Genomic DNA, 16554 nt, shown 5'->3' with positions numbered 1-16554 from the left:
GGCAGAGATCAGGAACCGGATTGGCGCCAGTCCGCGAGGACCTGGGCGACGAGTGCAGAAGGCTCGATGCGCGGTTGCCAGCCGGTGAGGCGGCGGAGTTCGCCGGCATCGCCGACGGCGCGGGCGATATCGCTCGGGCGCAGGCGCGCGGGATCCTGCTCGACCTGGATCGGGCAGGCGGCCTGATCGATCAGGGCGTCGAGCAGTTCCTGGACGCGCAGCGGACGGCCGGAGGCGATGTTGAGCGCGGTGCCGCTGGGGATGCCTTCGCTGTGCCCCAGCAGCGCCACATAGGCGGCGACCACGTCCTGGACGGCGAGGAAGTCGCGCTGGGCGCTGAGATCGCCGACGCGCAGCACGGGCGGCTGCTCGCCGCGCTCGATGGCCGCGATCTGGCTGGCGAAGTCGGTGAGCACATAGCCCTTACCCTGACCCGCGCCACTGTGGTTGAAGGGTCGCGCGCGGATTACCCGCACCCGGGAGGTGGCGGCGAACTGGGCGGCGGCGAGATCGGCAGCGGCCTTGCTCGCGGAATAGGGGTTGAGCGGATGCAGGGGCACCTGCTCGTCGACCTCGGCATGGCGCTTGAAGCTGGCGCCATACATGTCGCCGGAACCGATCTGCAGGAACACCGGGGGCTGTTCGAGGGCAGCGGCGGCGGTCAGCAGATTGAGGGTGCCGTGCAGGTTGATCTGCCAGCAGCGCTCGGGCTGGGCGAAGCTGCCGGAGACGCTGGCGAAGGCCGCCAGGTTGACGATGGCGGCCGGGCGCAGCTGCTGCACCAGTGCCAGGGTGGCAGCCGTATCGCTCAGGTCGAGGGCATGGCCGACGACCTGTGCCTGGCTTGGCAGCGAGCCGTCACGGCAGGTGCCGTGCAGCTCGGCGGCCGGAAAGGCGGCGGCCAGCGCCGGCAGCAGGTGGCTGCCGACGAAGCCGCTGGCGCCGGTAACCAGGACCGGCTGACCGGCGAAATCACGCACGGGCGAGGGGCTTCAGGCGCGCCAGGTCGGCTTCCACCATCTCGGTGATCATCTCTTCGAGGGTGGTGGTGGCCTGCCAGCCCAGCTTGGCGCGGGCCTTGGACGGATCGCCCAGCAGCACGTCGACCTCGGCGGGACGGAAGAAGGCCGGGTCGATGACCAGGTGTTTGTCCATGTCCATGCCGACCACGTCGAAGGCGATGCGGCACATGTCGCGCACGGTGGTGGTACGGCCGGTGGCGATGACGTAGTCGTCGGCGACGTCCTGCTGCAGCATCAGCCACATGGCCTGGACGTAGTCACGGGCATGGCCCCAGTCACGCTTGGCGTCGATGTTGCCCAGGCGCAGTTCGTCCTGCAGGCCGAGCTTGATGCGGGCGACGGCGTCGGTGACCTTGCGGGTCACGAATTCCAGGCCGCGCAGCGGGGACTCGTGGTTGAACAGGATGCCGCTGCAGGAGAACAGGTCGAAGCTCTCGCGGTAGTTGACGGTCATCCAGTGGGCGTAGAGCTTGGCGGCCGCATAGGGCGAGCGCGGGTAGAACGGCGTGGTCTCGCGCTGTTCCGGCTCCTGGATCAGGCCGTACATCTCGGAGGTGGAGGCCTGGTAGCAACGGGCGTCCGGCTTGATCAGACGGGCCGCTTCGAGCACGTTGACGGCGCCGATGCCACTGACCTGACCGGTCAGCAGCGGCTGGTTCCAGGAGGTCTTGACGAAGGACTGGGCGCCCAGGTTGAACACCTCGTCGGGCTGGTATTGCTGGAACAGGCGGATCAGACCCGACAGGTCGAGCAGGTCGCCGTCGATCATCTCGACGTCCTTGGCGATACCCAACCACTCCAGACGTGCCAGGTTGACGTCGGAGGTGCTACGCCGGGGGTTGAGGCCTAGTACCTTGTATCCCTTGCCGAGCAGAAACTGCGCCAGGTAGGCGCCATCCTGGCCAGTGATACCAGTGATCAGAGCAGTTTTTTGGGCCATCGCGATACGGTTCCGAAAGTTATGAGACGAGGTGCGAGCGACTCACACAAAAAAGACCGGCGATGCTACCACAGATATATGGCTGGAAGCGTGCGGTGCTCGGCAGGGCCTGGCATCCGGAAGGCCGATGCCAGGCGGTTGTCTGGGCCGACGAATGCACGGGAAGGGCGCGCCGTGGGGTTTAGAATGTCTCCGCTCAGATACAGGTAGGTCCTCCTGACATGCGCGAAATCACCAGCCGTTCGGCACCCTACAGCAGCATCGTCTATCTCGAATCCATCTTTCCCGATGGTTCCGCCTTCCGCGGCTCGGGCAGCGTGGTCGGCGACAACGACGTGCTCACCGCCAATCATATGGTCTACAACGCCGCGCATGGCGGTTCCGCCGTCCAGGTCATGGTCGCGCCCGGCGCCTTCGTCAATGACGCGACAGGTGCCTGGTCCGCACCGCTGGGTACCTACCTGGCAGACAACTGGTCGAGCAGGGTCGGCAACTGGGACGCCAATGGCGATGGCCTGGTCTCTCCCGCGGAGGCGCAGAACGACCTGACGCTGCTGGGTTTCAACGTCAACCTGAGCGCGGTTACCGGCACCCTCACGCCCACACTGAGCGGCGCCACCTCCTTCGCCGGCACCGTGCTCGGCTATCCGGGTCGGGGCACGGGCCTCATGGAGGACACCGGCACGGCGACCCACTACGACGGCGTCGCCGCCTATCAATTCTCCACCGGACTGGGCAGTGGCGCCTCGGGCGGGCCGCTGCTGGACAGCAGTGGCCACCTGCTCGGCGTGCTGTCTTCGGGCAATACCAGCGACACCCTGTCGACCTACGCCAGCCTGGGCGATGCCGGCAACTGGAAGTGGTACCTGAATGCCAGCATCGACAACGGCAGCGGGGCCGCTGCCGGCTCGCGACCGGTGGGCCTGGGCGTCAACAGCGGCAGCAAGGACGGCGAGTTCTTCTTCCAGGATCGCCTGTCGCTGGATGGCGATCATCGCGGCAGTCTCTATGGCTATGGTGGTGGCGATGTGCTGCGGCTGGAAAACGCGGCGAGCGCCTACAAGTGGCAGGCCGCCGGCAACGTGGTCAGCCTGACCAGCAACAGCGGCGACCTCGCGCTCAACCTGCACGACATCAACCTGCTCAACTTCAGCGATCGCAACCTCTATGTCCTGACCGCCGATCAGGCGCAGATCGCCCGCCTCTACAACGCGGCCTTCCACCGGGTACCGGACTACTCAGGCCTCGACTATTGGATGTACGACCACGCCAAGGGCACGACCAGCCAGACCATTGCCCAGTCCTTCACCGCCTCGAGCGAGTTCAAGGGGCTGTTCTCCGCGGCGGACGATCGCTCCTATGTCACCCAGCTGTATGCCAACGTGCTCGGCCGTACCGGCGAGACCGCCGGGATCGACTACTGGCTGCATGACCTGGGCACCGGGCTGGGCCGCGCCAATGTGTTGCAGTCCTTTTCCGATTCGACGGAAAACCAGGCGCTGACCAGCGGTGCCAATGGCTTCATCCTGCTGGTGGGTCAGAACGAGTGGGCCTAGCCTGAATCTCCGGCGGTTGGGCTTCGACGAAGAGGCCGTCTCAACCCAGCCTGCAACGGCACTTAGGTTGGGCTGAGCGCAGCGAAGCCCAACCGGGGTCAGGTCACAGCTCCCGTCGCGTGGCTTCGACGAGGGGAAACAGAAGCCGCCCCGCCCCTGCAATCTTTCTGCAACACTCTGCCCGTTAGGCTCCGTCTCCCTTGTCATCAGACGGACCTGCGCCATGCCCACGACCCGTGAAACGATCAGCGCCTACTACCAGAGCATTCTCGGCCGCACTCCGGATGCTGCGGGACTCGAGTACTGGACGGCGCAGGTTGACCAGGGCACTGCCAGTCTCGCGCAGGTAGCCACGGGTTTTTCGCTCTCGACCGAAGCGGCCTCCAGCAGGGTGCCTGTCGTCGCCCTCTACCTGAGCAGCTTTGGACGACTGCCGGACACCGAAGGGCTGCAGTACTGGACCCAGGCCCTGCAGAACGGCACACCCCTGGAAGCCATCCAGCAGGCGTTTCTGCAATCGCCGGAGTTCGCCACGATGGCTGCGGGCTCGGCAACGGCCTTTCTGACCGCCGCCTATGAGAATGCCCTGGGGCGGTCCGCCGATGCGGACGGTCTGCAGTTCTGGACCCAGCAACTGGCGGCCGGCACCAGTCGGGCAGCGGTGCTGGCAGCGCTTGCGGATTCGCCGGAAGGTCAGCCCCATGCGCTGGCCAAGGCACAACTGAGTCTTGCCTATCAGGGGGTCAGTGGCACGCCGCCGAGCCTGACCGACTTGAACGACCTCCTGGCGCAACAGGGACAGCAGTCATTGATCGAACTGGTCACCCGCACGACCGAGCGCCTGATCGACAATGCCGCACCCGCCCCTGCGCCTGCCGAGCCACAGCCAGCCATCTTCACCTTCACGCCGGAGGCAGGCACCCAGGCCGGCGCGTCGGATGCGTCCGGGGTCATCCGCTGGGGCCAGTACCTCATCGTCGGCGATGACGAGGGCAATGTGCTCAGGGTTTACGATCAGCAGGGTGGCCAGGCGCTCGACGCATTCGACTACGGCAGTGTGCTGGGCCTGAGCGACGAACTGGATTTCGAGGCCATGACCTTTACCGGCAGCCTCGGCACGGAGGGGACCCTGTATCTCACCGGCTCGCACAGCAACAGCAAGAGCGGCAAGGAGGCGCCGGGACGCGAAGCCATCCTGGCCGTGAAGCTGACCACCGACGCCCAGGGCAAGCCGGTGTTCGATACCACTGGCATCCAGACCTACAAAGGCCTGGTCGCGGCGCTCGATGCCTGGGATGCCAGTGGCAGCAATGGCAAGCCGGCCGGCTACTACGGCCTGAAGGTCTCTTCCGCTGCCGGCATCGCCCCCGAGCACGTCAACGGCTTCTCCATCGAAGGCCTGACTACCTCGCCCGATGACAGCCAGCTCTGGCTGGGATTTCGTGCGCCGCAGCTGGATACCGGGGCACGCGACAAGGCGCTGCTGGTTGCCGTGACCAATTATCAGGCCGTACTGGCCGACAACAGCCTCTCGCCTACCTTCGAGGCCATCGAGCTCAATCTGGGCGGGCGGGGCATCCGCTCCATCGACCGGGCCCTGGATGGCAGCGGCTATCTGATTCTGGCCGGTCCTTCCGCTAGCGCCTCCGCTGCGGTTACCCACGATTTCCGGCTGTTCACCTGGAGCGGCGACCCTGCCACCGCGCCCGTCGAGCTCGACAACGATCTGGATGCCCTGCTGGCCGCCACCGGGGGCAGCTTCGAGTCCATCGCCTCCCCTGCCAGCGTCAGACCGGGCACCGAGATCCTGCTGCTGCAGGACAACGGCGATACGCTCTGGCAGGGGCAGACGCAGGTATCCAAGGACCTCGACCCGGCGCAGCAGCACTTCCAGGGCAACCTGGTCACCCTGGGTACAGCGGCCGTGGACCTTGCCGCTCCCCTCCTGGTGGCCAGCAGCCCAGCGGTCGATGCGCGGGATGTCCCCACCGGCAGCCGCATCAGTCTGACGTTCGATGAAGGTATCGCGCTGGGCAGCGGCAGCCTCCAGCTGGTGGACCAGGCCGGCACCGTGGTTCAGGTGTTCAAGGCGGGAGATCCGGGCGTCGCGGTCGACTTCAACGTCCTCCATCTGACGCCGACGAGCAGGCTGCAGGCGAGCAGCAGCTACCACCTGGAGCTACAACCGGGCGCGCTCGTCGACCATGCGGGCAATGCCGTGGCCGCTATGGACATCAGCTTCGCGACTGCCGCCAGGCCTCACTACAACCTGTTGATCACCGAGGTCAATTCCAACGCCAAGGGCGGAGATTTCTTCGAGCTGTACAACTACGGCTCGACCAGCATAGATCTCAGCGGCTGGCGCATGACCGACGAAGCCGGTCAGTTCTCCTCCGCGATCACGCTCGACGGCAATAGCGTTCTCGCCGCCGGTGCGACGCTGGTGGTCGCCGATGTGGCTGCGGCGAACCTGAGCGCCTTCAAGACGGCGTGGGGCTTGAGCGGTGCTACCCCAGTGGTCAGCGTCGACGGGCCCGGTCTCGGCAAGGAGGATGCCGTGGTGCTGTTCGACAAGCTGGGCAACGTCGCGGCGGCCTTCAACTATGACCTGACTGCGGTGCTGGCCAGTGATGGAACCCTGATCACGACGGCCTCCGCTGGTAGCGGTGCAACGTTCAAGGACGGCCAGCACGCAGGTGCGGCCTACGGTGTCGGCGCTGGTACCTCGGCTGTCTGGGATGGTCTGTCGACGACCCAACCCACCTATGTCGGCGCAGCGCTCGGCAGGGATGGGGCCTTCGCCCAAGCCGGCGATGCCGCCGCCATCGGCTCACCGGGCATCGTGCTGATCGGGCAGGAGCCGCTTTCGACCGGCGTGGCCGGTTAGCCAAGCAGGAAAGCGGAGAGCAGCCCTCTAAGTCGAACGACGCCGATCGATTTTCCGATTCAGGATGATCGACGTCTGGGTCTGCTTGACCCCCTCCAGATTACCGATGCGGTCGAGCAGTTCGTCGAGTTTTTCGTGGGTGGTGCAGCGCAGGAAGGCCAGGTAGTCGAACTGGCCGCTGACCGAGGAGACTTCCTCGACCTCGACCATCTTTTCCAGGGCGCGGATGACGCCGGCGGTGCTGCGCGGCAGGACGCTGATGGCGCAGTAGGCGCGCACGGCGGCCTGTTCCAGTTCGGAGCCCAGGCGCAGGCCGTAGCCCTGGATGATGCCATCGCGCTCCAGGCGCGCCAAGCGGGTGACCACGGTGGTGCGCGCCAGGCCCAGCTGGCGGGCCAGGGTGGCGTTGGAGGCGCGGGCGTTCTGCTGCAGCAGGTGGATAAGCTGCCAGTCGGTCGGATCGAGTTTGGTGAACATCGTGGCTGCCTGCCGGGGGCGGGCGTCGGGGCCGGGGGCCGCCGACGCGGGAGCCGTCATTCTAGGCGGGGCGGCCGAGGGCAGCCAGGGCGGTGTCCAGGGATTCCTGCTGCTGGCGTTCGTACAGCGCCATCTCGTCGAGCACCGGCGCACCCAGGGCGGCTTCGAAGGCGGCGCGATTGCCGCCGCTCTGGTACTCCTGCTGGCTGCCGGCCCCCAGGTTGGACTGGAAGATGCCCGCGGCGCTGACGGGCAGGAAGTCTTCGTAGGTGATGGGATCGGCGAGGAGCTGGCCGGCGGCGATCAGGGCCTCGGGATCGCGGCTATCGCTAGCCGCTTGGCTGCCGGCCACGGCGCGATAGCGGAACCAGGCCAGGCCCTGGCGGCGCAGCTCGTCCCAGTTGTCGGGCAGCGCCTGGAACACCTCGGCCAAGACCGTTGCGTAGTCACTGCCGGCCACCTTGCTGCGCTGGCGGACCTCCTGCAGCAGTTCATCGTAGCGCTGGCGACCGGCCGGGGTGAGGGCGATGCCGCGCTGCTCGATCTCGCCGAAGCGCGCCGTGTGCGAACCCTGGACCTCGCCCTGGAACAGGATGGGTTCTTCCAGCGCCTTGAAGCTGGTCTGGCGCAGCAGGATGGGGCACTGGCGGCGGGGCGGGCCTTCGATGGTTTCCTTGGGTGCGATGCCACGGGCGGGCATCCGCGCCTGGACGGCGTCGATGTCGAGGGTTCGCGGGGTCAGGTGGTTGATGTGCGGGCCCTTGAAACAGACCACGTCGGCGATCAGTCGATGGGCGTCGTGCAGGCGCTGATAGAGGCTGGCGTCGACATTGGCCTCGCGGTGCCAGCGAAAGGTCTCCAGGGCTTCCTGGACGAAGGCATCGGCTTCGGCATCCGTGAGCCCGCCCTGGGCCTCGGCGCGCTCGATCAGCTCCAGTGCACCCGGGGTAAAGATGCGGCGCTCGTTCAGGACCCTTTCGGCCAACTGGCGCAGCTCGGCGTCTTCGATCAGCTCCAGGCGCAGCAGCGAGGTGAAGACGCGAAACGGATTGATCTGCAGGGCGGCCGGCGCGACCGGGCGGAAGGCGGTGGAATGCACTGGAACCCCGGCCACGCTGAGGTCGTAGTAGCCGACCGGCCGCATGCCCATCACGGCGAACAGGCGGCGCAGGGTGGCCAGCTCGGCGGCCGTGCCGACGCGAATGGCACCGTGGCGCTCCAGATCCAGGCGCTCCGCGGAGTCTCCGGCGAAGCCCGGTTGTCCGGCGTTCACCTCGGCGACCAGTTCCAGCAGGGTGCCGTACTGGGGCACCTCCTGGCGGTACATCGCCGACATGGCCTGGGAAAAGCGGGTGCGGATCAGATCCGGGGAAAGCAGCGACGCGGCGGTCATGGGAGCGGCTCCTGGCTCAGGCTAGAAGCCGATTTCGACATGCCCGCGCGGGCTGCTCAAGCGATCTTTGCTCATTGGATCATTCCCCGGGGGAATAGGCGGACTGCCTCAGTGATCCTTGTGCTGGGTCTTGGGCTTCTTCACATGATCGGCGCCGGTATTGCTGCCCGAACCGCCGCTGGAGCCGTTGTCGGCCGCGCCGACGCCGGTGCTGGGCGCCTTTTCCATGCCATGGGTGCTGGTGGGATCGGGCCGCGCGGGGGTGGCCGGGGGATTGGTCGGGCTGGTCTGGGCCAGGGCGGCGCCGGACAGGCCGAGGCCCAGGATCAGGGCGGGAAGCAGGGGAAACGTGCGCATGGGAGGACTCCTCTGGACGGATTCACTTCCCTTTAGGCACCTCCCGCGCGGGGAGGTGCCGCACCGCGGATCAGCTACCGCTGGTACTGGCCTTGTGGACCTTCTTGTGCGCCACCTTCTTGTGGTGGGTGGTGGCCTGCTTGCCGGTCTTGGCCGGGCTGCTGCTGGTCGCGGCAGGCGGCGTAGCCGAGTCGGTGGGCGCCGTCTGGGCGAAGGCGGCAGAGGTGGCCAGCAAGCCGGCGAGGGTCAGGCAGAGGGTGGTGCTTTTCATGGAAGTCACTCCTTCGGTGGCTGATTGCAGGTTCAGTTAGCCGGCTTTCGCCCGGCAAATCCGTGTCCTCGTCCACAGCCAGGGCCATTGGTAACAAGATATTTCAATCGACTGCCAAGGCGTTAACAGTCTGACGACCTCTTCGCCAGGGTCCCGGCTTGGGCATAATGCCGGGACGCCCCCTGATCGTAGCCGCGCATGCCCAAGAGTCCTCACCTTCCCAAGCGCCCCCGCTGGAGCAGCCTGCTGCTGCTGGCCCTGGGTCTGACGCTGCTGCTGATTCCGCTGCGCTACGCGGCCCAGCACTATTACGAGGCGCAACTGGGCGAGCAGAACGGCCAGACCCTGGATCTCTATGTCGCCAACCTGCTGGGCACGCTGCGGCGCTACGAGGTGCTGCCGGACCTGCTGGGCGATCTGCCGGTGCTGCGCCATGCCCTGGAAGGCCAGGGCGACAGCACGGCCCAGGACGCCGCCAGCCAGATGCTGGAAGACATCCGCCAGCGCACCGGGGCGGACGTCATCTACCTGATGCAGGACGACGGTACCTGCCTGGCCAGCTCCAACTATCGCCAGGCGGACAGCTTCGTCGGTCGCGACTTCTCCTTCCGGCCCTATTACAAGGCGGCCATGCAGGGCCAGCCGGGGCGCTTCTTCGGTCTCGGCACCACCTCCAGCAAGCGCGGCTACTATTTCGCCGCCGCCGTGCGCGATGGCACGCGGGCCATTGGCGTGGTGGTGGTCAAGGTCGACCTGGACAGCGCGGAAAAGCTCTGGGGCAATGCGCCCGAGCAACTGCTGGTCACCGACGACCTGGGCGTGGTCATCCTCACCTCCCATGACGCCTGGCGCTTTCGCGCCACCCATCCGCTGGACGAGCGCCAGCGCGAGCAGGTCAATGCCAACCGGCCCTACCCCACCACCAATCCGGCGCCCCTGACCCTGGTGCCCGGCGACTGGCTGACCCAGACCCGCAATCTCGACGAGGTCGGCTGGAACGCGCAGATCCTGGCGCCGCGGGAAATGGTCGAGCGCCAGGTGCGCAGTGCCCTCTACGTCGGCGCGGCCACCCTGCTGGCGCTGCTGCTGTTGCTGGTGGTCATGACCTTGAGACGGCGCCACTTCATCGAGCGCCTGGCGCTGGATGCCCGGGCCAAGCGTGACCTGGAGCTGAACGTGGAGGAGCGCACCCGCGACCTGCAGACGCTCAACGCGCGGCTGCAGCAGGAGGTGCACGACCGCGAGCAGGCCCAGCGCGAACTCATGCGCGCCCAGGACGAAGCCGTGCAGGCCGGCAAGCTGTCGGCGCTGGGGACCATGTCGGCCAGCATCAGCCACGAACTCAACCAGCCGCTGGCCGCCATCCGCAGCTACACGGAAAACGCCGTCGTGCTGCTCGACCACGACCGGCTGAACGATGCCCGCGGCAATCTCAAGCTGATCGGCGAGCTGACCACGCGGATGGCCAACATCATCGCCCACCTCAAGGCCTATGCCCGTGGCGCCCGCCGTGCGCCGGAGAGCGTGGTGCTGCAGGGCGCCCTGGAAGACGCCCTGGCGCTGGTCGCCGCGCGGCGCCGGGCCATGCAGGTGGAGCTGATTCGCGACCTGCCCGATGCGCCGCTGTGGGTGCAGGCCGGCGAAACCCGCCTGCGGCAGATCATCAGCAACCTGCTGAGCAATGCCCTCGACGCCCTCGCGGAAAAGACCAGCACCCGCCGGCTGTGGCTGACCACCAGCATCGACGAGCGCGGCGTGACCCTGATCCTGAGAGACAACGGTCCGGGCTTTTCCAGCGAGGCCCTGGCCCGCGCCCACGAACCCTTCTTCACCACCAAGGCCACCGCCCAGGGCCTCGGCCTGGGCCTGGCGATCTGCGATAACCTGTTGCGGACCCTCGGTGGCCACCTGCACCTGTCCAACCATGGCGACGGTGGCGCCGAGGTACGTCTCTATCTGCTGCACGGCAAGCCGGGGGTCGCCTCGGTGCCCCAGGAAGAAGTCCGCGGTTGACCGTCAGCCCTCTACCTTAGGTCCCAGTCATGAGTGCCCTGCCCCCCTTCGATCCCGCCAGCCAGATCCTGCTGATCGACGACGACGCCCACCTGCGCCTGGCGCTGAGCCAGACCCTGGACCTGGCCGGTTTCAAGGTGACGACCCTGGCCGATGCCCGCGAGCTGGAGCTGGCGGCCGTGCGCGACTGGCCCGGCGTGGTGGTCAGCGACATCCGCATGCCCGGCATCGATGGCCTGGAGTTGCTGGCCCAGCTGCACCAGCGTGACGCCGAATTGCCGGTGGTGCTGATCACCGGCCACGGCGACGTGCCCCTGGCGGTGCAGGCCATGCGCGCCGGCGCCTATGACTTCCTGGAAAAGCCCTTCGCCAACGATGCGCTGATCGACAGCGTGCGCCGCGCTCTGGGCGCCCGCCACCTGGTGCTGGAAAACCGCAGCCTGCGCCTGGCCCTCGCCGAGCGTCATGAACTCCAGACCCGGCTGATCGGCCAGACTCCGGGCATGGCCCGGCTGCGCGACCAGATCGGCGCCCTCGCCGCGACCCAGGCCGATGTGCTGATCCATGGCGAGACGGGCGCCGGCAAGGAGGTGGTGGCCCGCGCCCTGCACGACCTGTCGAATCGTCGCGACGGCCCCTTCGTCGCCATCAACGCCGGCGCCCTGGCCGAATCCGTGGTGGAGAGCGAACTCTTCGGCCATGAACAGGGCGCCTTCACCGGCGCCCAGAAAAGACGCATCGGCAAGTTCGAATACGCCAGCGGCGGCACCCTCTTCCTCGACGAGATCGAGAGCATGAGCCTGGATGTCCAGGTCAAGCTGCTGCGCCTGCTGCAGGAGCGCAAGGTCGAACGCCTCGGCTCCAACCAGCAGATCCCGCTGGACATCCGGGTGGTCGCCGCCACCAAGGAAGACCTGCGCCAGGCCGCCGACCAGGGTCGCTTCCGCGCCGACCTCTACTACCGGCTCAATGTCGCCACCCTGCGCATCCCCGCCCTGCGCGAGCGCAGCGAAGACATCCTGCCGCTGTTCCGCCATTTCGCCCTGGCCGCCGCCCAGCGCCATGGCACGCCGCTGCGCGAAGCCGATGCCGAGCAGCGCGCGGCCCTCATCGCCCACAGCTGGCCAGGCAACGTGCGCGAATTGCAGAACGCCGCCGAGCGCTTCGCCCTGGGGCTGGAGCTGGCGCTGGACAACAGCGCCTATGCGCCCCTGGCGCCCATGACGGCGCCGCCCGTGGCCGCGGCCCCGGTGCTGGCGGCGCCCGCCGCGGCAGCCCTGGCCGCCGGACTGGGCGAGCAGGTCGAGGCCTTCGAGCGCGAACTCATCCAGCGCGAGCTGGCCCGACCCCACGCCTCTCTGCGCAGCCTGGCGGAAGCCCTCGGCCTGCCGCGCAAGACGCTGTCCGACAAGCTGCGCAAGCATGACCTGCAATTCACCGGCGGTGCGACGGACGAAGGCGACTAGGCCAAGGTCGGCTGGTCGCGCCTGATCGCGAGTGGCAGAGTGAGGGACTCAGGCGTCGTGCAACAGGCGTCGTGCAACACGCATTCGCAAGGAGACCCTCTTGACCTCGCTCATGCTCGCAGAAGCCGCCGCCAGTGGCGCGGCGGTCGCCCGCCAACTGGCGACCATCGACCAGGCCCTGGCGGCCCTGGCCGACGACCTCAGGGCCAATCCGCCACAGCTGGCGCTGACCGTGGCGCGTGGCAGCTCGGACCATGCGGCCAGTTATTTCGCCTACCTGGCGATGGCCCACCTGGGGCTGCCGGTGCTGTCCCTGCCGCCCTCGCTGGTGACCCTGCGCCAGGCGCCGCTGCGCGTCGAAGGCCAGCTCGCCCTGGGCTTTTCCCAGTCCGGACGCAGTCCCGATCTGATCGAGACGCTGTCCGCCCTGGATCGCTATGGCGCCCGTACCGCGGCCCTGGTCAACGAAATCGACTCGCCGCTGGCCCTGGCCTGCCGCCATGCCATCGGTGTGCAGGCCGGTCCCGAGCGCAGCGTCACCGCCACCAAGAGCTTCATCGCCACCCTGGCCGCCGCCGCCCGGCTGATCGCCCACTGGCAGCAGGACGAGACCCTGCTTGCCGCTGGAGTCGCCTTGCCCGAGGCCCTGGATCGCGCCGCCGAACTGAGCTGGGCGCCGGCCCTGACCGTCCTGCGCGACGCCGAACGCTGCATGGTGGTCGGCCGCGGGCCGGGCTTCGCCATCGCCCAAGAGGCCGCGCTCAAGCTCAAGGAAACCTCGGCGCTGCAGGGCGAGGCCTTCAGCGGCGCGGAATTGCAGCACGGTCCCCTGGCGCTGGTGGAGCGTGGCTATCCGCTGCTGATCTTTGCCCTGCGCGGCCCCGAACAGGCCGGTCTGCTGCAACTGGCGCGGGACCTGCGCGCACGCGGTGCGCGGGTGCTGCTGGCCGCGCCGGACGAGATCGCCGAGCGCGACCTGCCCCTCGCCGTCGCCGGTCATCCGGACCTGGACGGCCTGCTGGCGATCCAGAGCTTCTATCGCCTGGCCGCACTGCTGGCCGAGGCACGGGGCCAGGACCCGGACCAGCCGCGCCACCTGCGCAAGGTCACCCTCACCCGCTGAGGCGGCGATCGCTCGTCCAGGCGCTGCCGCTTGCAGAGCGCCTGGATTACCCGCTCCATCCAGAGAGCTAAGTCTTTGGAGCTAGCCGCCGACGGCTGGTCGACGGGTAATCTGCCAAACGGTCCACAGAGCCGGTAAGTCGCTGGAAATCGGTCAGTTTTTTCTTGTCGCTCCCGGCGATTTGTCTCAGCGTTCGCGCAACGGATGATGAGACAGCCCATATGGACATGCGCGCGATACCTGCGAGCAAGGTCTGCCTGACGACGAGAAACGTCCTTCTGGCAGAACTGCTCAAACCCTTTCTCGAAGAACGCCACGGCATCGAGCTCAGCTGCGCCCGCGAGCTGGAAGCGGCCGGCGAGACCAGCCTGGTGCTGGTCGATCTCGGCAGCGTGCCCGAGGCGCCACTGGAGCGCTGGCTGGAAAGCCTGGCGCCGGCGGTCACCGTGGCCTTTCTCAACGCCAGCCTCGAACAGGCCCTGCCCTGGGTCGAGCGCTTTCCCGCCATCCAGGGCGTGTTCGCCCCCCAGGCCAGCCGCGATCAGCTGCTGCAGGGGCTGGGCGCACTGCTGGCCGGCGAGGACTGGCTGCCCCGCGCCATCCTGGCCCACCTGCTGCGGCGCTCCCGCGAGCGCCCCAGCATCGCCGCCGACGGCCTGACCCGGCGCGAGCGGGAGATCCTCCGGCTGGTCGGGCGCGGGCTGTCCAACGCCGCCATCGGCGAGGCGCTGTGCCTGAGCACCCACACGGTCAAGAGCCACATGCACAACCTGCTGCGCAAGACCGGCGCGGCCAATCGCGCCGAGGCGGCGCTGCGCTTCCATGCCGGGCAGGACCTGCCGGGATGAAGGCGGCCTGGCTGCTGCTCGGCCTGCTGCTGGCCGGACCGCTGCGGGCCGAGGGCGAGCTGATCCAGGGACTGCTGGTGGACAACACCATCTCCCGCTTCGGCCACGACTTCTATCGCCACTTCGCCGACCGCCTGACCGATACCACCGACCTGGACTTCAACCTGGTGGTGCGCGAACGGCCTTCGGCGCGCTGGGGCAGCCTGGTCTGGGTCGAGTACGAGCAGCGGCTGCTCTACCGGCAGTTCATTCCGCCGAACAACAGCGAACTCAAGGATGCCGCCTACGCCGCGGCGGACCAGGTCCACGAGGGCATCACCCGCCGGCGCCTGGAAAATCTGCTGCAGGACACTTTCGACATGGATAAGGACGAGTTATGAACGCGCACGCCTGGAAGGCCCTGCCCCTGCTCTGCACCCTGGGCGTCACCCCGGCCATGGCGACCGAGCTGGTCTACTCGCCGGTGAATCCGTCCTTTGGCGGCAATCCGCTCAATGGCACCTACCTGCTGAACAACGCCACCGCCCAGGATCGCCACAAGGATCCCGACCTGCGCAGCAGCGCCAGCAGCCAGTCGCCCCTGGAACGCTTCACCAGCCAGCTGGAATCGCGGCTGCTGTCCCAGGTGCTGACCGACATCAAGGACGGCAACTCGGGCACGCTGTCCACCGACCAGTTCATCGTCAACATCGTCGACGATTCCGGCAACCTGACCGTGCAGATCACCGACCGCGGGACCGGGGAGATTTCGGAAATCTCCGTCAACGGCTTCAACCAACCCTGAGCACGGATGCCTGCCATGAACGCCTTTTCCCTGGCGGCGGCCCTGACCGCCGCCCTCGTCCTGACCGGCTGCGTGCGCGACCCCATGCCCGCCGAACAGAACGCCGCCCCGACCCTGACGCCGCGCGCCTCCACCTACTATGACCTGCTGGCGCTGCCACCGCCCAAGGGCCCGCTGGTGGCCGCCGTCTACGGCTTCCGCGACCAGACCGGGCAGTACAAGCCCAATCCGGCCAGCTCCTTTTCCACCGCCGTGACCCAGGGCGCCGGCAGCATGCTGGTGGACGCCTTGCAGGCGAGTGGCTGGTTCGTGGTGCTCGAACGCGAGGGCCTGCAGAATCTGCTGACCGAACGCAAGATCATCCGTGCCACCCAGAACAAGCCGGACCTGCCGGAGAATCTGCAGCAGGCGCTGCCGTCGCTGCAGGCGGCCAACCTGCTGCTCGAAGGCGGCGTGGTGGCCTACGACACCAACGTCCGCAGCGGCGGCGAGGGGGCCCGCTACCTGGGCATCGGCCTGTCCGAGGAGTACCGGGTGGATCAGGTCACGGTCAATCTGCGTGCCATCGATACCCGCAGCGGTCGGGTGCTGGCCAATGTCATGACCTCCAAGACCATCTACTCCATCGGGCGCCAGGCCGGGGTCTTCAAGTTCATCGAATTCAAGAAGCTGCTCGAAGCCGAGTCCGGCTACACCACCAACGAGCCGGCGCAGCTGTGCGTGCTCTCGGCCATCGAGGCGGCGGTCGCCCATCTGGTCGCCCAGGGCGTCGAGCGGCGCCTGTGGCTGGTGGCCGACGGTCGCGATCCGCGCGACCCGGCGCTGACCAAGTACCTGGAACCGACCCGGCGCTAGGGATTAAGCCGCCGGCCCCGCGGGATTCGCTCCCTGGAGCGATAGCGATGGGCCAGGCGGCTCCGGACAATGCCAGGCGGAGAATCTTAGGCAATGACGGTGACAGAGATGCGCAGCCCAACCCGCGGCCTGGCCGTGGTCCTCGCCCTGGCACTCGGCCTGGACACCCTGGCGTCGGCCGCCGATCTCATGGAGACCGGCGACCTGGGTCAGGCGCCGGCGGCCGGACGCGACGCCGTCATCCGCCAGCTCGGCGTAGGCAACCAGGCGCTCATCGACCAGCGCGGCACCGCGCTGCGCGCCCAGGTGGCCCAGAGCGGCGCCGCCCAGGAAGCCCGCATCCTGCAGGATGGAACGGAACTGAGCGCGGTCATCCTCCAGGGCGGCTACGGCAACGTCGCACGCATCGAGCAGGTCGGCAGCGGCAACCAGGCCGACATCCTGCAACTCGGCGTCCAGGGCAACGCCCGCATCGAACAGCACGGCTCGGGCCTGTCCAGCCGCATCGTCCAGTACGGAAGCAACCAGAACACGGTGGTACGTCAGTACCGCTGATGGCACT

Annotated in this window: 16 protein-coding genes; 10 read left to right on the top strand and 6 right to left on the bottom strand. The window is 67.8% G+C overall.

The window, feature by feature from the left end; genetic code table 11:
- Window positions 1–8: 8 nt before the first annotated feature.
- Both PVZ72_RS01835 and PVZ72_RS01830 read right to left on the bottom strand, forming a co-directional pair.
- Window positions 9–980 (bottom strand): GDP-mannose 4,6-dehydratase, encoded by a 972-nt coding sequence (locus PVZ72_RS01835; RefSeq protein WP_273861060.1) that lies wholly within the window; start codon window positions 978–980, stop codon window positions 9–11.
- On the bottom strand, window positions 973–1962 hold the full coding sequence (locus tag PVZ72_RS01830; protein ID WP_017641611.1) for a GDP-mannose 4,6-dehydratase: 990 nt from the start codon (window positions 1960–1962) through the stop codon (window positions 973–975). The genes PVZ72_RS01835 and PVZ72_RS01830 overlap by 8 nt, the downstream gene beginning before the upstream one ends.
- A 221-nt stretch (window positions 1963–2183) precedes the next feature.
- On the opposite strand from PVZ72_RS01830, the gene PVZ72_RS01825 reads away from it, so the two are divergent.
- Both PVZ72_RS01825 and PVZ72_RS01820 read left to right on the top strand, forming a co-directional pair.
- A complete protein-coding gene (locus PVZ72_RS01825; protein ID WP_187980657.1) occupies window positions 2184–3518 on the top strand; it encodes a DUF4214 domain-containing protein in 1335 nt (444 codons plus the stop codon).
- 223 nt (window positions 3519–3741) lie between these two features.
- A complete protein-coding gene (locus PVZ72_RS01820; protein WP_273861059.1) occupies window positions 3742–6405 on the top strand; it encodes a DUF4214 domain-containing protein in 2664 nt (887 codons plus the stop codon).
- Window positions 6406–6432: 27 nt separating this feature from the next.
- Here PVZ72_RS01820 and PVZ72_RS01815 read toward each other — a convergent pair whose 3' ends face one another.
- The 4 genes from PVZ72_RS01815 to PVZ72_RS01800 form a co-directional block, all read right to left on the bottom strand.
- Complete coding sequence (locus PVZ72_RS01815; protein ID WP_187980659.1) at window positions 6433–6882, bottom strand: Lrp/AsnC family transcriptional regulator; 450 nt, start codon at window positions 6880–6882, stop codon at window positions 6433–6435.
- A gap of 61 nt (window positions 6883–6943) precedes the next feature.
- Entirely contained in the window at window positions 6944–8275 is a 1332-nt protein-coding gene (gene hglS / locus PVZ72_RS01810) for a 2-oxoadipate dioxygenase/decarboxylase HglS (RefSeq protein WP_273861058.1), read from the bottom strand.
- 108 nt (window positions 8276–8383) lie between these two features.
- The gene (locus PVZ72_RS01805; protein WP_273861057.1) at window positions 8384–8632 is read right to left on the bottom strand and encodes a hypothetical protein; all 249 of its coding nucleotides are present in this window, start codon (window positions 8630–8632) and stop codon (window positions 8384–8386) included.
- 70 nt (window positions 8633–8702) lie between these two features.
- On the bottom strand, window positions 8703–8903 hold the full coding sequence (locus PVZ72_RS01800; RefSeq protein ID WP_273861056.1) for a hypothetical protein: 201 nt from the start codon (window positions 8901–8903) through the stop codon (window positions 8703–8705).
- 198 nt (window positions 8904–9101) lie between these two features.
- Between PVZ72_RS01800 and PVZ72_RS01795 the strand changes: the two genes are divergently transcribed.
- The 8 genes from PVZ72_RS01795 to PVZ72_RS01760 all read left to right on the top strand — a co-directional run bounded on the left by PVZ72_RS01795 (window position 9102) and on the right by PVZ72_RS01760 (window position 16547).
- Window positions 9102–10916, top strand: coding sequence for a sensor histidine kinase (locus PVZ72_RS01795; protein ID WP_273861055.1), 1815 nt, complete (start codon window positions 9102–9104; stop codon window positions 10914–10916).
- 29 nt (window positions 10917–10945) lie between these two features.
- Window positions 10946–12382 carry a sigma-54-dependent transcriptional regulator gene (locus PVZ72_RS01790; RefSeq protein WP_208693435.1) on the top strand — a complete coding sequence of 479 codons (1437 nt, stop codon included), beginning with the start codon at window positions 10946–10948 and terminating at the stop codon, window positions 12380–12382.
- Window positions 12383–12494: 112 nt separating this feature from the next.
- Window positions 12495–13505 (top strand): SIS domain-containing protein, encoded by a 1011-nt coding sequence (locus PVZ72_RS01785; RefSeq protein WP_208694884.1) that lies wholly within the window; start codon window positions 12495–12497, stop codon window positions 13503–13505.
- A gap of 227 nt (window positions 13506–13732) precedes the next feature.
- Window positions 13733–14353, top strand: coding sequence for a helix-turn-helix transcriptional regulator (locus tag PVZ72_RS01780; protein ID WP_252977223.1), 621 nt, complete (start codon window positions 13733–13735; stop codon window positions 14351–14353).
- Window positions 14350–14733: a curli production assembly/transport protein CsgE gene (csgE, locus tag PVZ72_RS01775; RefSeq protein ID WP_133860331.1), complete on the top strand. Its 384-nt coding sequence runs from the start codon at window positions 14350–14352 to the stop codon at window positions 14731–14733. Before PVZ72_RS01780 ends, csgE begins: the two co-directional genes overlap by 4 nt.
- Window positions 14730–15137, top strand: a complete 408-nt coding sequence (locus PVZ72_RS01770; RefSeq protein WP_187980664.1) for a curli assembly protein CsgF — start codon at window positions 14730–14732, stop codon at window positions 15135–15137. Before csgE ends, PVZ72_RS01770 begins: the two co-directional genes overlap by 4 nt.
- 15 nt (window positions 15138–15152) lie before the next feature.
- Window positions 15153–15992: a CsgG/HfaB family protein gene (locus tag PVZ72_RS01765; RefSeq protein ID WP_017641598.1), complete on the top strand. Its 840-nt coding sequence runs from the start codon at window positions 15153–15155 to the stop codon at window positions 15990–15992.
- 108 nt (window positions 15993–16100) lie between these two features.
- The gene (locus PVZ72_RS01760; protein ID WP_252977224.1) at window positions 16101–16547 is read left to right on the top strand and encodes a curli fiber surface-exposed nucleator CsgB; all 447 of its coding nucleotides are present in this window, start codon (window positions 16101–16103) and stop codon (window positions 16545–16547) included.
- Window positions 16548–16554: the final 7 nt, after the last annotated feature.

Origin of the sequence: Pseudomonas sp. LA5 (assembly GCF_028640825.1) — a bacterium.
Lineage (GTDB): Bacteria > Pseudomonadota > Gammaproteobacteria > Pseudomonadales > Pseudomonadaceae > Chryseomonas > Chryseomonas aestiva.
This window is presented reverse-complemented; position numbering and strand designations above follow the sequence as displayed.